Annotated in this window: 15 protein-coding genes; 5 read left to right on the top strand and 10 right to left on the bottom strand. The window is 65.2% G+C overall.

Annotated elements, in window-relative coordinates; all coding sequences use genetic code 11:
- Positions 1-23: 23 nt before the first annotated feature.
- The 3 genes from ilvC to ACOCMM_RS15655 all read left to right on the top strand — a co-directional run bounded on the left by ilvC (position 24) and on the right by ACOCMM_RS15655 (position 2,363).
- Complete coding sequence (ilvC, locus tag ACOCMM_RS15665; RefSeq protein WP_419554063.1) at positions 24-1,061, top strand: ketol-acid reductoisomerase; 1,038 nt, start codon at positions 24-26, stop codon at positions 1,059-1,061.
- A gap of 38 nt (positions 1,062-1,099) precedes the next feature.
- The gene (locus ACOCMM_RS15660; RefSeq protein WP_419554062.1) at positions 1,100-1,723 is read left to right on the top strand and encodes a YqgE/AlgH family protein; all 624 of its coding nucleotides are present in this window, start codon (positions 1,100-1,102) and stop codon (positions 1,721-1,723) included.
- A gap of 118 nt (positions 1,724-1,841) precedes the next feature.
- Complete coding sequence (locus tag ACOCMM_RS15655; RefSeq protein WP_419554061.1) at positions 1,842-2,363, top strand: RDD family protein; 522 nt, start codon at positions 1,842-1,844, stop codon at positions 2,361-2,363.
- A 78-nt stretch (positions 2,364-2,441) separates the two neighbouring features.
- Here ACOCMM_RS15655 and serC read toward each other — a convergent pair whose 3' ends face one another.
- Complete coding sequence (gene serC, locus ACOCMM_RS15650; RefSeq protein WP_419554060.1) at positions 2,442-3,590, bottom strand: phosphoserine transaminase; 1,149 nt, start codon at positions 3,588-3,590, stop codon at positions 2,442-2,444.
- Positions 3,591-3,788: 198 nt separating this feature from the next.
- Here serC and ACOCMM_RS15645 point away from each other — a divergent pair, with 198 nt between their 5' ends.
- A complete protein-coding gene (locus ACOCMM_RS15645) occupies positions 3,789-5,015 on the top strand; it encodes a pyridoxal phosphate-dependent aminotransferase (RefSeq protein ID WP_419554059.1) in 1,227 nt (408 codons plus the stop codon).
- A 1-nt stretch (position 5,016) separates the two neighbouring features.
- Complete coding sequence (locus ACOCMM_RS15640; protein WP_419554058.1) at positions 5,017-5,958, top strand: hydroxyacid dehydrogenase; 942 nt, start codon at positions 5,017-5,019, stop codon at positions 5,956-5,958.
- A 60-nt stretch (positions 5,959-6,018) separates the two neighbouring features.
- Here ACOCMM_RS15640 and ACOCMM_RS15635 read toward each other — a convergent pair whose 3' ends face one another.
- The 9 genes from ACOCMM_RS15635 to ACOCMM_RS15595 all read right to left on the bottom strand — a co-directional run bounded on the left by ACOCMM_RS15635 (position 6,019) and on the right by ACOCMM_RS15595 (position 19,065).
- Positions 6,019-6,246: a hypothetical protein gene (locus ACOCMM_RS15635; RefSeq protein ID WP_419554057.1), complete on the bottom strand. Its 228-nt coding sequence runs from the start codon at positions 6,244-6,246 to the stop codon at positions 6,019-6,021.
- Positions 6,247-6,335: 89 nt separating this feature from the next.
- Entirely contained in the window at positions 6,336-7,661 is a 1,326-nt protein-coding gene (locus tag ACOCMM_RS15630) for an amidohydrolase family protein (protein WP_419554056.1), read from the bottom strand.
- A 120-nt stretch (positions 7,662-7,781) separates the two neighbouring features.
- A complete protein-coding gene (locus tag ACOCMM_RS15625) occupies positions 7,782-12,431 on the bottom strand; it encodes a hypothetical protein (protein WP_419554055.1) in 4,650 nt (1,549 codons plus the stop codon).
- A 9-nt stretch (positions 12,432-12,440) separates the two neighbouring features.
- Entirely contained in the window at positions 12,441-13,493 is a 1,053-nt protein-coding gene (locus tag ACOCMM_RS15620; protein ID WP_419554054.1) for a CobW family GTP-binding protein, read from the bottom strand.
- 44 nt (positions 13,494-13,537) lie between these two features.
- A complete protein-coding gene (locus ACOCMM_RS15615) occupies positions 13,538-15,241 on the bottom strand; it encodes an amidohydrolase (RefSeq protein ID WP_419554053.1) in 1,704 nt (567 codons plus the stop codon).
- Entirely contained in the window at positions 15,241-16,227 is a 987-nt protein-coding gene (locus ACOCMM_RS15610; protein WP_419554052.1) for an ABC transporter ATP-binding protein, read from the bottom strand. The genes ACOCMM_RS15615 and ACOCMM_RS15610 overlap by 1 nt, the downstream gene beginning before the upstream one ends.
- Positions 16,224-17,159, bottom strand: coding sequence for an ATP-binding cassette domain-containing protein (locus tag ACOCMM_RS15605; RefSeq protein WP_419554051.1), 936 nt, complete (start codon positions 17,157-17,159; stop codon positions 16,224-16,226). The genes ACOCMM_RS15610 and ACOCMM_RS15605 overlap by 4 nt, the downstream gene beginning before the upstream one ends.
- 3 nt (positions 17,160-17,162) lie before the next feature.
- A complete protein-coding gene (locus ACOCMM_RS15600) occupies positions 17,163-18,047 on the bottom strand; it encodes an ABC transporter permease (protein ID WP_419554900.1) in 885 nt (294 codons plus the stop codon).
- Positions 18,048-18,081: 34 nt separating this feature from the next.
- On the bottom strand, positions 18,082-19,065 hold the full coding sequence (locus ACOCMM_RS15595; RefSeq protein ID WP_419554050.1) for an ABC transporter permease: 984 nt from the start codon (positions 19,063-19,065) through the stop codon (positions 18,082-18,084).
- Between the last annotated feature and the right edge of the window lie 32 nt (positions 19,066-19,097).

The raw sequence follows: 19,097 nt of genomic DNA, 5'->3' as shown, positions 1-19,097 counted from the left end.
ACAGAGGTCGAGGAGCGACAACGATGCCTGCAACCATCTACTACGAACAAGACGCAGACCTGGGCCAGCTGGCAGGGCGCACCGTGGCCGTCATGGGCTACGGCTCGCAAGGCCACGCTCACGCTCTGAACCTGCGCGACAGCGGCGTAGACGTCGTCGTGGGACTGCGCGAAGCCTCGGCGTCGCGCCCCAAGGCTGAGTCAGAGGGCTTGCGTGTCGCCGATGTTGCGAGCGCGGCAGCCGAAGCCGACATCACCATGATGGCGCTGCCCGACACTGACCAGGCCGCCATCTACGACGCCTCGATCGCTCCGAACCTGAAGGCGGGCAACGCCATCGCCTTCTCGCACGGCTTCAACATCCACTTCGGCCAGATCAACCCGCCATCCGATGTTGACGTGTGGATGATCGCCCCCAAGGGTCCCGGCCACAACGTGCGCCGCACCTACGTCGAGGGTGGTGGTGTCCCGGCGCTCGTGGCCATCCACCAGGACGCGACCGGAAACGCAATGGCAGACGCGCTGGCGTACGCGAAGGGCATCGGAGGCACCCGCGGCGGTGTGCTGACCACCACGTTCGCCGAGGAGACCGAGACTGACCTGTTCGGCGAGCAAGTGGTGCTCTGCGGCGGCTTGACCGAGCTGATCCGGGCTGGCTACGAGACGCTCGTGGAGGCCGGCTACCAGCCCGAGTCTGCCTACTTCGAGACCCTGCACGAGGTGAAGCTGATCGTTGACTTCATCTACGAGGCCGGCATCTCAGGCATGCGGTACTCGATCTCGACCACGGCCGAATACGGCGACATGACCCGCGGCTCGCGCATTATCACCGACGAGACCCGTGCGGAGATGAAGCGCATCCTGGCGGAGATCCAAGACGGCAGCTTCGCCCAAGAGTGGATCGATGAGAACCGCAACGGGCTGCCGAACTACCGCCGCATGGTCTCCGAGGGCAAGCAGCACCCCATCGAGCAGGTCGGGGCGGAGTTGCGGGCGATGATGCCGTGGATCACCGCAGGCCGCCAGGACGTCACCGTCGCATCAGGTGGCGCCGTTTCCTGAACGAACCGTCTCTGCTGGCGCAGTGGCAGAATCGGGGCGTGGTCGAAGTCGTCGTGACGCCCGTGCGGGTGCCCTCTGCGGGCGACCTGCTCCTCGCGACGCCGCGCTTGGTCGATCCCAACTTCGATCGCACCGTCGTGTTCGTGATCGAGCATCAGCAGGCAGGCACGCTGGGCGTCGTCATCAATCGCGTCTCGGACATTTCGTGCGCTTCAGCGGTTCCGCGCTGGGCGTCACGCTTCACGGAGGGAGCTGCGGTCGGGCTCGGCGGGCCAGTCGAACCGCAGGGACTGCTCGCTCTCGGGACGGCTGCCGCTCCTCCTGCGGCGCAAGCACAGCAACCGGAGGGCACTGGCACCGAGTCGTCCGAGGCTAGCGGCGCATGGCGCACAGTGAACGGCGAGGTCGGCCTGGTTGATCTCACCGCCGATCCGTCCGAACTCGAGACCGAGGTCGTCGCCGTACGCATCTACGGCGGGCACGCTGGCTGGGGACCCGGCCAGTTGCGAGGCGAGTTGCAGGCCGGATGCTGGTGGGTGTTCGATTCGACACCGGGCGACCTGACCGCCGATGCCACCGCACTCTGGTACGACGTGCTCGCACGCCAGAGCCCGCCCGCCCGCCTGCTCGCGCACTATCCCGACGACCCCGCGTTGAACTAGCGCGCTGGGCTGTTTCGCGGGACATACGCGGCTGCGCGAACGACAGGGGCACGCTCGCGCAGCGCGCTAGGTTCGTTTGTGAATCTGTCGGCCACCACATCGATGGCGGAGGTCTTCCATGAGCGATTACAACGAGCCGCCGACCTCGGACGAGGGGCGGCGGACTGGCTGGGCCGAGCTTGGGACTGGCGAGACCGTCGAGCTGGCAAGACCAGGGACACGCTTCGGTGCACGGATTCTCGACGTGATCATCGTCGGCATCTTCTTCTTCATTCTCGCCGCAGTGGCCTTCGGGGGTTTGGCTCCCTCCGGAGACGATTCAGGGGTTTATTCAGGCGGTGTCGCCGTGATGTCCTTGGTTGGTCTGGCCATCCTTCTCGCATATGAGGTCGTGCAGATCGCCGTGTGGGGTCAGACTCCCGGCAAGCGGATGACCGGCATCAAAGTGATCAACGCAGCACACGGCGGCGTGCCGGGTTGGGGCAAGGCTGTCGGCCGGTGGTTGATTCCGGGCCTGGTCTTGCTCATCCCGATCGTCGGTTGGCTCCTGGCGATCCTGTGCTACGTCAGCCTGACCTGGGACCGCGTCTACCAGGGTTGGCACGACAAGGCGGCCGGCACACTCGTCGTCCGGGTCTGAGCCGCCGCTGCTTTAGCCGCTCGACTGTGTTGTTGGCAGCGGCCTTATAGCCGCTCGACTGTGTTGTTGGCAGCGGCCTTATAGCCGCTCGACGATGTAGTCGATGCACGCCGTCAACGCTTCGGCATCGTCGGGTTCGATCGCGGGAAAGGCGGCGATGCGCAGCTGGTTGCGACCTAGCTTCCGGTAGCCCTCGGTGTCCACGATGTCGTTTGCCCTCAGCACCGCAGCCATGTCGTCTGCGCTGACGCCGTCGAAGTCGATCGTGCAGACGACGGGGGAGCGCATTTCGAGATCGGACACAAACGGCGAGGCGAAATCACGCTCGGCCGCCCAGCCGTAAACGGTGCCACTGGATGCTGCCGAGCGGGACGCCGCCCAAGCGAGGCCGCCGCCGTCGAGCATCCACTCGGCGGTTTCGAGCGTCAGCAAGATCGTGGCCAGCGCTGGCGTGTTGTAGGTCTGATCTTGGCGGGAGTTCGTGACGGCAATCGCGAGGTCCAGCGTGGCGGGCTTGTAGCGGCCAGACACGTCGATCCGCTCGATCCGTTCGATCGCTGCTGGCGAGCACAGCGCGATCCACAGCCCGCCGTCAGCGGCAAACGCCTTCTGCGGCGCGAAGTAGTAGCAGTCGACATCGGCCGGGTCCCACGTCATCGCGCCCGCCGCCGAGGTGGCGTCGACCATGACGAGCGCTGGTGCGTCGCCCCGGCGGGTTGGGCCCAGCTGCGGTTGTGACAGCGGCATCGCCACGCCGGTCGAGGTCTCGTTGTGCGTCAGCGCGTACATGTCGATCTCGGTGTGGTCGGCGGGCTCGGGTACCGGATGGCTGCCATACGGCGCCGTGAGCACCACTGGATCTTCCAGGTGGGGCGCTGCCGCCGTCACTGCCGAGAATTTCTCGGAGAACTCGCCGAACGTCAGGTGCTGAGTCCGGCGCTCGATCAGCGAGAAGGCCGCCGCATCCCAGAAACCCGTGCTGCCGCCGTTGCCCAGCACCACCTCCCATCCGTCGCCGAGACCGAACAGCTCGGCCATCGCGGCCCGCAACCGACCCACCACCGAACGCACGCCGCTGCGGCGGTGCGATGTACCCATGTAGTCGAGCGCGCGAGCCGCGAGTGCCTTGACGGCTTCGGGACGGACCTTGGAGGGTCCCGAGCCGAAGCGCCCGTCGGCAGGCCGCAGTTCTGCGGGAATGGAAATTGACGAGGGAGACACAGCCATCGGCTGCCACTATTGCGCCCGGCACCACTGCCGACAACCACATTTTCCCGACAATTTGCCGAGACGCCGGTCTGTGGGGCTCGCAGCGCGGCGCACGCGCGCCGGAATGCGCGACTTGGCGGCGAGACTGTCGGGCGCTCGCGGCCGCGCAATGCACCCGAACTAACAAGTCAGAACCAGCAAGTCAGGAGTCGCCTCATGCCCACCTCACCAGGGTCCAGCCGAGCATCGGGCGGCAAACGGGTTTCCGATGCGTTGGCGGGCATCGCCCCGTCGGCGACCCTGGCCGTTGATGCCAAGGCAAAGGCACTTCGGGCCGCAGGCGAGAACGTGATCGGATTCGGCGCCGGCGAGCCTGACTTCCCGACACCCGAACACATCGTGGACGCGGCGGTGGCCGCGTGCCGCGACTCGGCGAACCACCGCTACTCGCCGGCAGGCGGTCAGCCGGCGCTGAAAGCCGCCCTTGCCGCCAAGACCAAGCGCGACAGCGGTCTCGACTGGGACGCGAGCCAATTCCTGGTCACCAATGGCGGCAAGCAGGCCGTCTACAACACCATGGCCGCGCTGGTGGATCCGGGTGACGAGGTACTGCTGCTGGCGCCGTACTGGACGACGTATCCCGAAGCGATCCGAGTATTCGGTGGCGTCCCAGTTGAGGTCTTCGCGGGCATCGAGTCAGGTTTCCAGGTCAGTGTCGACCAGCTTGAGGCGGCGCGGACCGACCGCACCAAGGCGTTGCTGTTCGTGTCGCCGTCGAACCCGACCGGTGCCGTGTACCCCCGTGACGAAATCGTTGCGATCGGTGAGTGGGCAATCGAGCACGGCTTGTGGGTTATCACCGATGAGATCTATGAGCACCTCACCTACGGCGATGCCGAGCATCACTCTCTGCCTGTTCTGGTGCCCGAGGTCGCCGACCGCTGCGTCGTGCTGAACGGTGTGGCCAAGACCTACGCCATGACGGGCTGGCGAGTCGGGTGGATGGCCGGGCCGCCTGACGTGATCGCTGCGGCCACCAATCTGCAGAGCCATTCCACTTCCAATGTGTGCAACGTGGCACAGGCAGCAGCGCTCGCAGCGGTCTCGGGAGACCTTGAGGCGGTCACGATGATGCGAGCCGCGTTTGACGTGCGGCGCCAGCGCATCACCGAAATGCTCAACGCCATCGAGGGCGTGGAGTGTCCCGAACCCGAAGGCGCGTTCTACGCGTTCCCGAACATGGAAGGGCTGCTGGTACGCCGTTTCGGTGGCGTTGAAGTCACGACGACGATGGAATTGGCCGCAGCCGTCCTCGAGCACGCCAAGGTGGCGTTCGTCCCAGGTGAGGCGTTCGGCGCCCCTGGCTATGCGCGGTTCTCGTTCGCCCTGGGTCTCGACGATCTGGCCGAAGGCATCAGCCGCATCGCAGATCTGGTTGCGTGACATGGCACGAATCTTGGTCGCCGAGGAACTGGCTGATGCTGGCCTCGACATGCTGCGTGCAGCCGGCCACGACGTCGATGTTCGCACCGGGCTCAGTACCGACGAACTGCGCGACGCCATCGCCGCGGCGCAGGCGCTGATCGTCCGTTCGGCAACGCAGGTAGATGCTGATCTCCTCGCGGCAGGTGATGCACTCGTTGTCGTAGGGCGTGCCGGAGTGGGACTCGACAACATCGACGTCGCTGCTGCTACTGAGCGCGGTGTGCTCGTCTGCAATGCGCCGTTGAGCAATGTCGTGTCGGCTGCGGAGATGACCATCGCATTGATGCTGGCGCTGGCTCGCCACATACCGCAGGCTCACCAAGCGCTCTCGAATGGCCGATGGGAGCGCAGCCGCTGGGGCGGCATGGAGATCTACCGCAAGACGGTCGGGATTCTCGGCCTCGGACGTGTCGGCCGCCTAGTGGCCCAGCGGATCGCCCCATTCGACGTCGAGCTCATTGCCTACGACCCCTATGTGAGCCCCGAGTCTGCTCGAGCGGCCGGGGTCGACATGGTGCGGTTCGAAGAGCTGCTTGAGCGTTCCGACATCATCACGTTGCACATGCCGCGGACGCCCGAGACGGTCGGCCTGCTGGGCGCCGAGAACCTCGCCAAGTGCCGCCCGCACGCGTTGATCGTGAACGCCGCCCGGGGCGGCATTCTCGATGAGGCGGCAGCAGCGGCCGCGCTGGAGGAGGGACGGCTGGGCGGCGTGGCAATGGATGTCTACGCAACTGAGCCCGCCACCGCCTCGCCGCTGTTCGGCCGCCCCGAGGTTGTGACAACCCCGCACCTCGGTGCCAGCACCAGCGAAGCTCAAGACCGAGCTGGCACCCAGATCGCCGAGCAGGTGAACCTGGCCTTAGCCGGCGATCCCGTGCCCTACGCCGTCAACGCCTAGCGCTTCTTCAATCCAGCCGGCTGCCCAGTGCACGACCCCTCAGCTGCGGGCAGCTGAGTTCTATCGCTGTTGCTTGTGGCCGTCTGAGAGGACTTTGCCGTAGATCTTCTCGTTGGCGCCGGAGGTGCTGAAACCCGTGTTGCCGCGCGTCGCGTGCATGGCGTCACGGACGCGCCGGGCGGCTGCCTTGCGGGGGTCCGGGGCTGCTGGGTGCTTCTTTGCGTGTGAGAGCGCGGCAAGAAAGTTGCGGACACTCTTCGCAAGCTTGCCGAGTCCCTCTCGGACCATCTCGACTCCTCAACGGGTCAGATCCGGTTGAGTTCACCCTACATCGCGCCGGAAGTCGGCCGTCCGCCAAGCATTTGGCCTGGCTGGTCTCAGCGCTGGGTGGCGACAGCAGCTGCGTCGGGATGATGCAGGAAACGCTCGGGAATCTCGAACCCGAAGATCCAGGCAGAGTTGAGACCCAGGATCTTGGCCCGCTCGCTGTCGTCGAGGTGGCTCATCGTGCGCTCGATCGCCTGGGCGGAATAGGGCCAGGATCCCTCGTGGTGGGGGAAGTCGTTCGCCCACAGGAAGTTGTCGACCAGACCGTGCTCCCGGGCGAGATCAAGGCCGGCGGCGTCCTCCTGGAAGCTCGAGAAGCCCTGGCGCTTGAAGTACTCGCTGGGCAACAGCTCCAGCTTCGGACGGACCCACATGTGGTGCTTGAGGTAGGCCTCGTCCATGGCGCCCAGCATCCACGGCACCCAGCCGATGCCGGCCTCGATGGCGCCGAAGCGCAGGTTCGGGTGCCGCTCCGCCACGCCTGAAGCGCAGATATTGATGAGCGGCTCCATGGTCGGCGCCAGCGAGTGCACGGCGTAGTTGATGACAGCCCCGCCCTGGCTGCGAGCGGTGCGCGGGTCACGACCCGTCGAGACGTGGAACGTGACCGGCAGATCGACGTCGTCGATGCAGTCCCACAGGGGTTCGAACTCACGCAGGTTGTAGTTGGGGTCGTCGACATCGGGCGGGCCGAAGACCGGCTTGGCTGGCAGGCTCAGGCCCTTGAATCCGAGCGCCGCGCATCGCTGGATCTCGGCAATTGCTTTGTCCAGCGCTGCGGGAGCAATGCACGCCATCGGGGCGAGCCGATCGTTGAAATCGGCGAACTCCTCCCAGGCCCACTCGTTGTAGGCCTGGCACATTGCGTGACTGAAGTCGGCGTCAGGAGTAGCCCAGATGGTCAGGCCCTTGTTCGGGAACAGGACCTCTGCGTCGCAGCCGTCCAGTGTCAGGTCGCGCACACGTGACTCGGGGTCGCGACCCGACTGATTGCGCAGCTTCTCGTGACCCTCGAACGGTTTGGTCCAGTTCAGCTTGGCCGGACGGAAGCCCTCTGCCTTCTGGAAGAACTGCGGGTCCTGCTTCCCGTCGTCGGTCGAACTGGCGTCAGTCGAACCGGTGTCGTTCGCATCCTCGTCCGTGCGACCGTGCGGCTTCGTGACCTTGTTGATGGCGACGGTTGGCAGACGGTGGTGGTACTTGGGGTCGATTCGGTCACGCAGGAAGGTCACCGGCTCCTGCACATGGCCATCCGCCGAGCACATGAAGAACTTGTCCTCGGCGTCCGGTCGTGCCGAGCGCACCCAGCCGTCGTTGCCCGGTGTCTCTAATCGCCACACGTTGTTGACATCCGGTTCGGGAATGGTGATCGCCATGTCAGTGACTCCAGGAGAGGGGCTTGAGGGAGCGATTGCCATGGGCACAGCCGCATGGGCGCGCCAATGAGTTTGGCACGACGTTGCACGGGTCCACCGATGACGCGAACCGTCGAGCTTCTAGTACGCAATGAATGCTGGCTGTCCCCAGCACTCGATCGCGCCGTCGGTGCGCACGCCGCAGACATGGCTGTCACCAGAGCTGATGGACGTGAACCGGCTGCGGGAATCTGGTTCGTTGCGGTTGTAAGGCTTGTTCGGCGAATACCAGTTACCCCAGCAGTCCACGATCCCGTCGATTCGCAATCCGCACACATGTTTTGAATGCCAAATCGAGCCATCGCCATCCTCGTAGTCGAACCCGCCTCCGGCACCGACGACGACATCGGAGTATTGCTCTGTCGCCCGTAGAGGCCCGCCGATTCGCAGTTTCTGACCCCAGCACTCGATGTCTCCGTTGCGTCGGAGTCCGCACGCGTGGACCCCGCTCGCCGCAACCGTGACAAAATCATCGCCTGGTGGAGGAGCCGATTGACCCAGACTGTTGTCGCCCCAGCACTCGAGCGTTCCATTCACCCTCACACCGCAGGTGTGTGCGTAGTAGCCCACCTCAGACGTTGCATACGACGGGATTGCCCCAGCCGAGACTCGGGCGAAGAGACCTTCCGGGGGCGGCGTGGCTTCACCGGTGTCGTTGCGCCCCCAGCATGCGATTGCGCCGTCTGTCCCCAAGGCACACGTGTGGTAACCGGAGTCGCTCAGCTGGGCGAAGTCTCCAGTGGCAACTTCGACTGGCACCTGTCGGTCGGGGTGCAGGGTCCAGCACGATTGCAAACCGTCAACGGTTCGACCGCACGCATACGTATTGGCCGTGGTGATGGTCTCGAAGCTCCCCGTCGGGGCTCGCCCGCGCCGTGCGTACGTCCAACACTGCACTGTTCTGTCGGATCGGCGTCCGCAGGTGAAATCATCGTTGACGCTCACCTCGACGAAAGCGGCTTCAGCATCGAGTGATCTCCGAAACGGATGTGAACCCCAGCAGCGATAGCGCCCGTCGAGTCGTTCTGCGCAGAAATACCCGTCCGTAGCAGTGATCGAGGTGAACACTTGACCTTCGATGTCGGCTGGCGGTCCCACGGTGGGTTCATAGGCATTCCACCAGTCCTCTTGTTCGACTGACGAACCTTGCGAGCGGGATGTCCCCCAGCAAGCGACGAGGCCATCCAGTGTGAGCCCGCACGTCGCGGCGCTTGCCGCTGCAATCGTCTTGATACGTATTGGACTTGATCGCACGACGCCGAGAGCTCCTGCAGCTGGTCCAGTGACGGCCGCGGGTGTCACGAGCCGCGTCGACGGTGGTGATGATCTGCCATCAATGTCGTAACCCCAGCACTCAACCGAGCCGTCCAAGCGAAGCCCACACGAGTGGCTGACGCCCAGCGCCAACTGCAAGAATCGTTCGTTGGCAGGCGGCACTGCCTCTCCGAACTCGTTCTTGCCCCAGCACATTGGTGCGCCATCGGTTTGCAGGGCACAACGATGGAGGAATCCGACGGCCACATGGCTGAACCGGCCTGCCTGGGGTACCAGAGTCGAGGCAAAGCGAAGACCAAGAATGGGCTGCTGGTATTCGTACGTCAGAGGTATCGATGGGCTCGCTACTTCGTACGGCTCATCACTGCCATCCGAGGGCACTCCGCCGACGCACGTCACGGCGCCATCGCGCTCGACACCGCAGGCGTAAACGCTTCCAAAAGCGATCTCCGTGCGTGATGCAATGTCGAGTGCCTCGCGAGCATGCGAATACTTGTAGCCGTCCCATCCGTGGCACCTCGGTTCCCGACTGACGGTTCGGCCGCACCAGAAGTAGCCGTCGTAGAACACGTCGAGGACGCGGTCGTCGGTTGCGACGTACGCTTCGCCGCTCCCATCCTGGCCCCAGCACTCGACGGTCCCATCTGCGCGGCGACCGCATCCGCCGTTGTGGTTGGCCGAGATTGAGGTGAACCCCGGTAGTGCGAGCCTCTCGATGTGCTCCCTGAATCGGTTGAGCACCGTCGCCGCTTGCCCCCTCGTCACGGCGGTCTGTCGACACGCTCTCGGTTCACGTTCGATGCACGTACTTTCGACATCGGTGCCGACCGCTACTCGTGCGCTCGCAACCGCCACGTTGGCAGCCGTCTGCGGGTTCTCTGTAAGGCGGATCTCGACGGCACGTACCAAGGCTCGTTCGAGCTCCGCTCTCGAGACGTGATCGTCCGGGCAGAGCAGCCGCGCCACGGTGTCACACGGTGTCATCACCTTGAGGGCGGTCAGCCGCTGTGCGTGAATGGCCCACCAGGGTTCGGCGAGCACATCGTCGAATTCGATCGATGCGGCGCTCTCGGGAGCGGCGCTCGGTGCCTCGTGCAGCAGCAGCCGATCAAGCCAGACTGCCATCGTCGCCCGAGTCAGCGGAGCATCGGCGCAGAGTCGCTGTGTTGAGCACTCGGTGCCGTCGAAGAAGCCGAGCCGATCGAGCGCCATGATGTCGGTGAAGTGCTGCTCGGGAAGGTTGACGACGAACGGCACGAGCTGTGCCGGAGTGGACAGTCCGTAGTCGCCCCAGCAGACCACATCGCCGGTCGTGCGCAGGCCGCAGGTGCTGTCACGCTCGGCGTGCAGCTCGGAGAAGACTTCGCCGGCTGGCGGTGTCGATTGTCCGACATCGTCGGCGCCCCAACATCGTGCATGCCCCTGAGCAGTGATGCCGCAGGTATGCCTGCTCCCTGCGGAAACGCTGCTGAACCGCACCCCGCTCGGAGGCGATGCCTGCCCAAATTCGTTGGCACCCCAGCAGGTGACGGATTGGTGCTGGTGCAGCGCGCAGCCGTGCACGCGCACACGTTCCCAGCCCTCTGGGCCGCGCCGAGCCGCATTGCCCAAAGTCAGGGAGCGGTAAACCGCTTTGGTTGCGTCACCGATATCGAAGTGCTCGCCGATCGATGTTGTATCTCGCTGAGATAGCGAGAGTCTCCCGAGGTCCCTAGGCAGTTCTGTGGAGCCGCTCCAGCATTCGATGAAGCCAGCGTGACTGAGGGCGCATGCATGCGAATTGTTCGCAGCGATGGCGACCTGCTCGCCAGTAGGCGGTATTGGCAGGTCGCGTCCGTCGGAGTTTTGATGGGGACCCCAGCACCGGACATAGCGTTCGCCGGTCAAGCCACAGGCGCGGTGCCCGACGATCACGAGCTCCGTGAATCTGAGATCGCTGGGGACTCCTGCGACGACGGCATTTGTGTCGGAATCCGCGCTATCCGGGTAGTAGTGCCAGCATGATGCGCGACCGTCTAGCAGAAGTCCGCAAGCAATCTCACGGGCGGTGGCGATCTCAGCGAAGCGAGCGCCTTCCTGTACCGGCAGTGACGGGTTCCATCCTTCTCCCCAGCATTGGGTGAGGCCATTGTCGTGCAGTCCGCAGGTGACCAGTCCTGGTCCCCGACCCGACCAGTCGGTAAACAGTCGGGCAAAGCGCGCGAGCGCCGGCGGAGGCGTCGCCTGTCCGTATGCGTCGAGGCCCCAGCAGCTTGGTTCGCCTGTCGCCGCGAGGGCGCAGGTGTGATGAGCGCCGGAAGACAGCTGGGTGAGGACCATGCCGTCGGGGGGAGTGGCTTGGCCGTCGATGTCGCTGCCCCAGCACTCGGCTGTTCCGTCAAGTCGCAGTCCGCACGTGTGCAGTTCGCCAGCCGAGAGTGTGCTGAATCTGGTGTCCTCAGGCGGTGCGCTTTGGCCGAAGGAATTATCGCCCCAGCACGCGGCGTTGCCGTCAGTGTCGAGTGCACAGGAGTGTCCCTCGCCAGCAGAGACGTGCATCCAGGATGTCCCGGCCGGGGCGTTCAGCTGACCGGCATCATTGCTGCCCCAGCAGTAGATCGCCCCGTCGTGGTGAAGCCCGCAGACATGTGCAGCACCAGCATCGATGGTTGCGAGCGAGAGATTGCCGAGCCGCGCCAGCGGTCCGGCCATCATCGGCTCATCCCAATGAAAGAACGACCAGCACTCGACATGACCGACCAGATCAAGCGCGCACACCTGTAAATCGCTGACTGCGATGTCTGTGTAGCTGCCTCTGTCATATGGACGACGATGTGACCGTTCGATAGGGCGTCCTCGCGGAAATGACCCCTCCCCGCTCCAGCAGAAGAAACTGCGGTCGGCGCGCAAGCCGCATGCATGGCCACCATGGGCATCAACTTGCACAAAATCGCTTGATGTCAGGCTGGAGGCGGTGCCGGTGTACGCGCCCGTCCATGTCCCGCCCCAGCACTGCACGCGACCGTCAGCCAGAAGTCCGCAGGTATGCCGGATACCAGCGGCGATATCGACAAACTTCGCCGGTGGTGAACGGTCTCGTTCGCAGTACTCGTCTATGGTGCAAGGCGATTCCGCAATGATCGGCGCCGCAGAGTCGGCGAGTTCGGCCTCGGCTCTTGAAGCGGCCGCAGCGAGTTCGCGGATGACCGCTGCGTCGATTGGCTCTGGCCGCCACAACCGGGCGAAAGCGGCATTCCATCGCTCCGCAGCTGAGCGGTCCTGACCAGCGACAGAAGCGCCTCGATGCTGGCCATCCGATGCCGTCGTGGCGCTGGTCTCCGTGAGAACCTCGGGTGCGCCAGAGTTCGGCGGCGATGCAGCTTCGTCGACTGACGACACTGGTGCACAGGCCGAGGCAGCGATCGCGACGCAACAGAGGACAACCCCTAAGTCCTCGCGCATCGCCGTGAGGCCCACGAGTTCACTCTATGAGCGCGGCTCACTTGACCCGAGAGGCCGTCCAACACTGCGTGCTCGTGTCAATAGCGGGAGGAAACAGTGACTGGAGCGCAGTTGCGTACGCAGCCAATCTGAGGGCAGCGTGCCCTTTCGGGCGATGACGCTGACCACACAACGGCGAAGCGGGTCTCCCGATTCGACCATGTGCTGGGTCATCGAAGTTCGGGTGCCGACGGCTTCGATCAGGTAGTCGGCAGGATCGTCGCCTGTACCACCGCCAGCTTCGGCCTCGCGCACCACCCACACCAAGCCCTTGAGCCGAGCGACCCCGGCGGGCAGGTTGGCCAGCAGAGCTTCGATTGTCTGCATTGGCAAGGGCACATCGAGCTCGACTGTCTGGGACTCGAAGAGATCCTCGGCCGCCTGCCCGGCTGCCGTGACGCCCGCCCGTACAGAGCGGCTGCGAAACTCGGCCGCACTGGCATCCGTCGAAGGGCCGAGCAGCACATCGGTGGGCACAGCCGCGTGACTTGCACGCACGATGGCGGCCCCAGTGGTGAGCCCTGCGAGCCAGTTGCACAGCGCATCCGCGTCGGCTGTGTCCTCCAGCAGGTCGATCTTGTTGACGACGAGGAGGTCCGCAGACGCCAGCTGCATGCGGACGGTGTCGGCCACCCAGCGGTCATTGGCCTGTCGCCGCACCTGCTCAGCGTCTGCCATCACCACCACGGCGTCCAATCGCAGCCCGGGTGTGTGTCCATACGCGGCGATCTGGGCGGGGTCGGCGACACCGCTCGCCTCGATGAGCAATCGCTCGGGTGGCATCTCCGCGGATCGGACGGTCTGCAGCGCCGCAGCAAACCCGTCGGCGAGGCTGCAGCAGATGCAGCCGTTGGCGAGCGTCAACTTGTCGCCCTCAGTCGCAGTAATCAGATCCTCGTCGATCGAGATTTCGCCGAAGTCGTTCACGATCACCGCGATGCGCTCGTCCGAGCACCGCAGCGCATGATTCACCAGCGTGGTCTTGCCAGCGCCGAGGTAGCCGCCGATGACGGTCACCGGGATCCGCTGCTCGCTCATCACGCTGACCTCACGGCAGCAACCAGATCCGTGTGCCCGGGAGACTAGGTCTCGCTGGATTCTGCTGCTTGGGGCACGCCACCCAGCACAGTGCCCCACACCCCGATGTCACGCAAGGCCATCGGGTCGACACTCAGCGGGTCGTCTTCGAGCACCGCGAAGTCGGCCAGCTTCCCGGCTTCGATGCTGCCGATCTCGGAGTCCAGCTTGAGCTGTCTGGCGGCCTCGATCGTGATCGCTCGCAGTGCGTCCGGCACGCCGATGCGCTCGTCGGGTCCCAGCACCTGCCCCGATGCTGTCACCCGGTTCACCGCGCACCACGCCGTGTGCAGGTGCCCCAGCGGCGTAATGGGCGAATCGGAGTGGATCGAGAAGCTGACGCCGGTTGCCAGGGCCGTGCCGCAGGCATCCATCCGCGCGGCTCGCTCGGGTCCCACGGTCACGTCTCGGTGCTGGTCGCCCCAGTAGAAGATGTGATTCGAGAAGATGTTGGCGCACATGCCGAGCGCCGCCATGCGGCGGTACTGCGCCGGCGTCGTGAGCTGGCAGTGCTGGACGGTGTGGCGGTGATCCCAGCGGGGATAGCGCTCGAGCACCTGCTCGACCGCGTCGATGAACACCTCGGACGCTTCGTCGCCGTTGCAGTGGCAGTGCACGGTCAGTCCTGCACGGTGGTACGGCTCCAGCAGATCAGCCATCTGGTCGGGGGCCGTCAGCCACAGGCCGTTGCCGATGTGTCCCGGCGGCGGCTTGTAGTAGTGCGGCCAGCTGATCCGGGCAGTGAAGCCCTGAATGGAGCCGTCCAGGATCAGCTTGACGATGCCGAAACGCAGTTTCGACGATTGCTCGTTCTTCAGGCGCGCTCCTAGTTCAGCCAACTCGTCCGGGCTGGCAGGTGCCCCGAAGAAATTGGACAGCGCGACCATCACGCGTGCGGGGTACTCGGGATCGCTGGTGACCTTCCTCCAGTTGCCGAGCTGCTCTGGGTCGAATAGCTGTGTCGTGCCCAAGTCGGTCAAGAGCGTGTGCCCGGCATTGCGAGCCTCGTTGGCGTAGCGCCAGCGAGCTTGCTCGGTGCGATTGGCGTTCATCATCTCGACGAACGCCTCGCCGGCCAGCATCATGCCGGCAGGCTCATGTAGCTCGCCGTTGGGCAGTCCGTCGCCGCCCCGGGCCACCCCTGGACTGGTCGCTGTCTCGTCGATGCCGCAACGCTCCATGAGCGCTGAATTGATCGTAGCGAGGTGTCCGCTGGCGTGCATTATGAGCGTCGGCCTGTTGCCGGTCACGGTGTCGAGGTGGCGAGCCACCAGCCGCTCGCCTGGGAAGTAGATCGGGTCGAGTCCCCAGGCCAGCAGCGTCTCGGACTCGTCAGGCAGATCGGCGGCGGCCTTGCCCAGCCGTTCGAGCACGTCGTCGATCGATGTGCAGCCCGGCCACAGCCGCCCCTGCGGGTCTCGCCGGTCGAAGTAGCCGACGTAGGTGGAGCTCCACAGGCCTCCGGACATGACATGGCAATGGGCCTCGACGAACCCGGGCATCAGCACGTGGTCCGCAAAGCGATCGTCGACTCGATGAGTGCCCCACGACGCCAGCTCGTCGGTGCTACCGACCCCAAGGATGCGGTCGCCCCTGACCGCCACGGCGTCGCCGAATGGGTAGGCGGGATTGATGGTGATGACCCGGCGTGCCGGGTAGATCACGAACGGCTCTGGGTGGGTGGTGTCGTCTGGTCCGGATGCTTCCATCAGTCGTGGGCCTCCTGCGCGACGCCGTGTTCAACCTCCGTGGCTTGCGCGACGCCGTGTTCAACCTCCGTGGCTTGCGCCACGTAGTGATCGGGTTCGATCTCGACAAGTTCGACCGGCTCGGGTGCGGTTCCAGCCTCGAAGACGGGGCTCGGCACCTCGTCGGTGAGCACCGGACGGTCGGTGCGGCGGCGCGCTGGATCGGCGATCGGCACCGCGTCGAGCAGCCGCTGGGTGTACGGGTGTGCGGGGTTCTCGAAGATGGCCCGGCGAGGGCCCAGTTCGACGATCTGGCCCAGATACATCACGCCGACACGATGGGCGATTCGCTCGACGACTGCGAGGTCGTGGCTGATGAACAAGTACGACAGCCCCATTTCGGACTGTAGGTCCATCATCAGGTTGATGACCTGCGCCTGTATGGAGACATCCAGCGCCGAGACCGCCTCGTCGGCAATTACCAGCTCGGGGCGGAGTGCCAGCGCTCGGGCGATGCAGATCCGCTGACGCTGCCCGCCGGAGAATTGATGCGGGTACTGGGCCATGTCGTCGGGCGACATGCCGACGCGGCGCAAGAGGTCGGCGACGATGTCGTTGATCTCGCGCCGTGGTACTGCATGATGGATTTCCAGCGGCTCGGCGATCGCCTTGCCGATGGCGCGACGGGGATCGAGACTGGCAAAGGGATCCTGGAAGACGATCTGGGCCTTGCGCCGATGCGGGCGCAGAGCCTTCGGCCCGAGACTTGTGATGTCGGTTCCGTCGAGCCGGATCGTGCCGCTGGTGGGGTTGAGCAGGCGGATGATCAGGTACGCGAGCGTCGACTTGCCACAACCGCTCTCACCGACAACTGCCAGCGTCTCGCCGCGGTCGATGTGCAGGCTGACTTGCTCGACTGCGTGCACGCGGGCACCGCGAGTTGCGGGAAAGTGCTTGGTCAGCGACTCCACTTCGACGATCGGCGTCGAGCTGTCCTGCGCGGTCATTCTTGGGTGCCTCCGCCGCTGGGAATGCCCGGGGCCGCTGCAGATTCGAGCGAGTCAGGGTCGATGAGATTGAAGCGTTGTGGGGCGTCGCGTCCCGCCATCGAGCCGAGCTTGGGCACCGCCGCGAGCAGCGAGCGGGTGTAAGGCTCGTGCGGCCGCTCGAAGATTTGCGAGACGTCGCCGCGCTCCACCAGTCGAGATTGCTGCATCACCACGACCTCGTCGGCGATCTCGGCCACGACGCCCATGTCGTGAGTGATGATCAGCACGGCTGCTCCGGTCTCGCGTTGCATCTCGGCGATCAGGGCGAGGATCTGTGCCTGGATCGTGACATCGAGGGCCGTCGTGGGCTCATCCGCGATGAGGATCGCCGGGTCGCATGCGAGCGCCATGGCAATCATCACCCGCTGGCGCATGCCGCCCGACATCTCGTGCGGGTACTGGTCGATCCGGCGTGTCGCATCGGGAATCCGGACGCGGTGGAGCATCTCCAGCGTGCGGCTGCGGGCCTGGCTCCGGCTCAGACCGCGGTGCAGGCGCAGCGCTTCGCTGATCTGGCTTCCCACGGTGTAGACGGGGTTCAGGCTGGTCAGGGGTTCCTGGAAGATCATCGAGATGCGGTCGCCCCGGATCGAGCGCATCTGGGGCTCAGACAGCAGCAGCAGGTCCTCGACAGTTCCGTCGTCGTGCCGGAACAGCACCTCGCCGCTCCGGATCTCGGCTCGGGTGCCGATCTCGATGAGCCGCATGATCGACAGCGCCGTGACCGACTTCCCTGAGCCTGACTCGCCGACGACTGCGAGGGTGCCGCCGTCGTAGAGGTCGAATGAGACGTCGTTGACGGCGATGAAGTCGTCGAAGCCGACCGTGAGCCCCCGCACCCGGAGTCTCGGCGAGGCGGCGTTCCCGTTCGCTGCGGAGTGCTCGCTCACTGCTCAGCGTCCTCGCAGCTTGGGGTTGTAGGCGTCCTGCAGACCATCGCCGATCAGGCTGAAACTCAGCACAGTGAAGAAGATCGCCAGCCCGGGAAAGGTGACCGACCACCATGCAGTCAGGAAATTGCCCCGGTTCAGGCCGATCATCAAGCCCCAGCTGGTGTTGTTGGGATCGCCGAGGCCCAAGAACGCGAGCCCGGCCTCGAATAGGATCGCCGTGCCCATGATGAGCGTGGCAGAAACAATCAGCGGCGGCAGTGCGTTCGGGAACACCACTCGCCGGATGATCCGCCAGTCGGTCGCCCCCAAGGCGCGTGACGCTCGCACGAACTCCAGATTCTTGAGCCTCAAGAATTCTGCGCGTGTAATGCGTGCGATGCCCGGCCATGCGACGACGCCGATGGCAAACGCGATGGTCCACATCGATGGCTCGAACAGGGCGACGAGGACCATCGCGAACAGCAATGCAGGCAACACCTGGAAGAACTCCGTGAAGCGCATGAGGGCGCTGTCGAGCCAACCGCCGTAGTAGCCGGCCAGCGCTCCGATGCTGATGCCGATGACGAGCACCATGGCTGCAGCCATGGCAGCAACAGTGAGGCTCATGGTTCCGCCGCTGATGACGCCGGCCAACACGTCACGCCCCAGATAGTCAGTGCCCAAGCGAGCCTCCGCGAGCTCCGCAGGCGCCGTCAGGGGCCGTGCCACGATGTCCTTCGGGTCGTGGTCGTAGATCCGCGGGCCGGCGAGGGTCATGAAGATGATCCCGATCAGCATCACGACGCCTGCCACAGCGGCACGGTTCCGCACGAACAGCCGCAGGGTTTCTCGCCCGGGACGTCCCGTCCCGCCGTCGCCCCCCACGAGACCGGGCGCCACACCCATCTCAGCCGATGCCACGTCCCCGCGCCCCGCGACGTCAGACATTGGTGCGCTCCCGCAGGCGGATGCGTGGATCGATGACCGTGTACAGCAGGTCGGTCAGCAGGTTGGCCACCATCACCATGACCGACGACACGAGCAGCACCCCCAACAGCACCGAGGTGTCGCGCCGCAGGATCGAGTCGAATGCCAACCGTCCGAGTCCTGGCCAGTTGAACACCGTCTCGACGAGCAGCGCTCCTGACAGCAGCGCACCGAATTGCAGCCCCACCACGGTCACCACCGGGATGATGGCGTTGCGCAAGGCGTGCTTGTACACCACCCGCGACTCGCTCAGCCCCTTGGCCCGAGCGGTGCGCACGTAGTCCGACTCCAGCACCTCCAGCATCGAAGCTCGCGACAGTCGGCTGTACTGCGCCAAGTAGATGAGGCCGAGCGTGAGCGCCGGCAGCACGAGGTGCTCGGCCACATCCGCCATGTTGCCGAGCAGCCCTGGGGCATAGCTCACGTCGTGCCAGCCCTGTACCGGCAGGAGCTGCCACGCAGATGCGAACAGGATCACCAGCATGATGCCCGTCCAGAACACCGGCATCGAGAAGCCGACCAATGCCAGCACCGTGGCACCGTGGCTGATTGGGCTCTCAGGGCGACGGGCGGTGGCGACGCCCACCATCGTCCCTGCCGCCACGGCGAACGCGAGCGCGGTCCCGACGAGCAGCACGGTCGGCCAGAGACGCTGGATGATCAGCGAGGTCACCGACTGGTTGAAGAAGTACGAGTCGCCCAGATCGCCGGTGGCAACCCGGCCGATGTAAGACAGGAGCTGGACAATGACTGGTCGATCGAGTCCGTACTGGGCCCGGATCTCTTCGAGCAGCTCTGGGTCGCCGGCGCCGCTCTCGCCCACGATCACGGTGGCGGGATCGCCGGGCGTGATGTGGATCAGCAGGAAGTTGAGACACATCACCGCCAGGATCAGCCCAAGTGCTTGGGCGATCTTGGCGGCGATGGATCTCAGCATTGCCCGTCGGGGGCAAGCACTGCTCTGTGGCC

The sequence above is a fragment of the Candidatus Poriferisodalis sp. genome (assembly GCF_965198245.1).
GTDB lineage: Bacteria > Actinomycetota > Acidimicrobiia > Acidimicrobiales > Poriferisodalaceae > Poriferisodalis.
This window is presented reverse-complemented; position numbering and strand designations above follow the sequence as displayed.

Excerpts from the sequence above, each read along its gene's own strand:
- ACOCMM_RS15630 (WP_419554056.1), bottom strand. The coding sequence starts at position 7,661 with ATGGCGATCACCATTCCCGAACCGGATGTCAACAACGTGTGGCGATTA.
- ACOCMM_RS15655 (WP_419554061.1), top strand. The coding sequence starts at position 1,842 with ATGAGCGATTACAACGAGCCGCCGACCTCGGACGAGGGGCGGCGGACT.
- ACOCMM_RS15615 (WP_419554053.1), bottom strand. The coding sequence starts at position 15,241 with ATGGAAGCATCCGGACCAGACGACACCACCCACCCAGAGCCGTTCGTG.
- ACOCMM_RS15610 (WP_419554052.1), bottom strand. The coding sequence starts at position 16,227 with ATGACCGCGCAGGACAGCTCGACGCCGATCGTCGAAGTGGAGTCGCTG.
- ACOCMM_RS15645 (WP_419554059.1), top strand. The coding sequence starts at position 3,789 with ATGCCCACCTCACCAGGGTCCAGCCGAGCATCGGGCGGCAAACGGGTT.
- ACOCMM_RS15635 (WP_419554057.1), bottom strand. The coding sequence starts at position 6,246 with ATGGTCCGAGAGGGACTCGGCAAGCTTGCGAAGAGTGTCCGCAACTTT.
- ACOCMM_RS15620 (WP_419554054.1), bottom strand. The coding sequence starts at position 13,493 with ATGAGCGAGCAGCGGATCCCGGTGACCGTCATCGGCGGCTACCTCGGC.
- ACOCMM_RS15595 (WP_419554050.1), bottom strand. The coding sequence starts at position 19,065 with ATGCTGAGATCCATCGCCGCCAAGATCGCCCAAGCACTTGGGCTGATC.
- ACOCMM_RS15640 (WP_419554058.1), top strand. The coding sequence starts at position 5,017 with ATGGCACGAATCTTGGTCGCCGAGGAACTGGCTGATGCTGGCCTCGAC.
- serC (WP_419554060.1), bottom strand. The coding sequence starts at position 3,590 with ATGGCTGTGTCTCCCTCGTCAATTTCCATTCCCGCAGAACTGCGGCCT.
- ACOCMM_RS15600 (WP_419554900.1), bottom strand. The coding sequence starts at position 18,047 with ATGGGTGTGGCGCCCGGTCTCGTGGGGGGCGACGGCGGGACGGGACGT.
- ilvC (WP_419554063.1), top strand. The coding sequence starts at position 24 with ATGCCTGCAACCATCTACTACGAACAAGACGCAGACCTGGGCCAGCTG.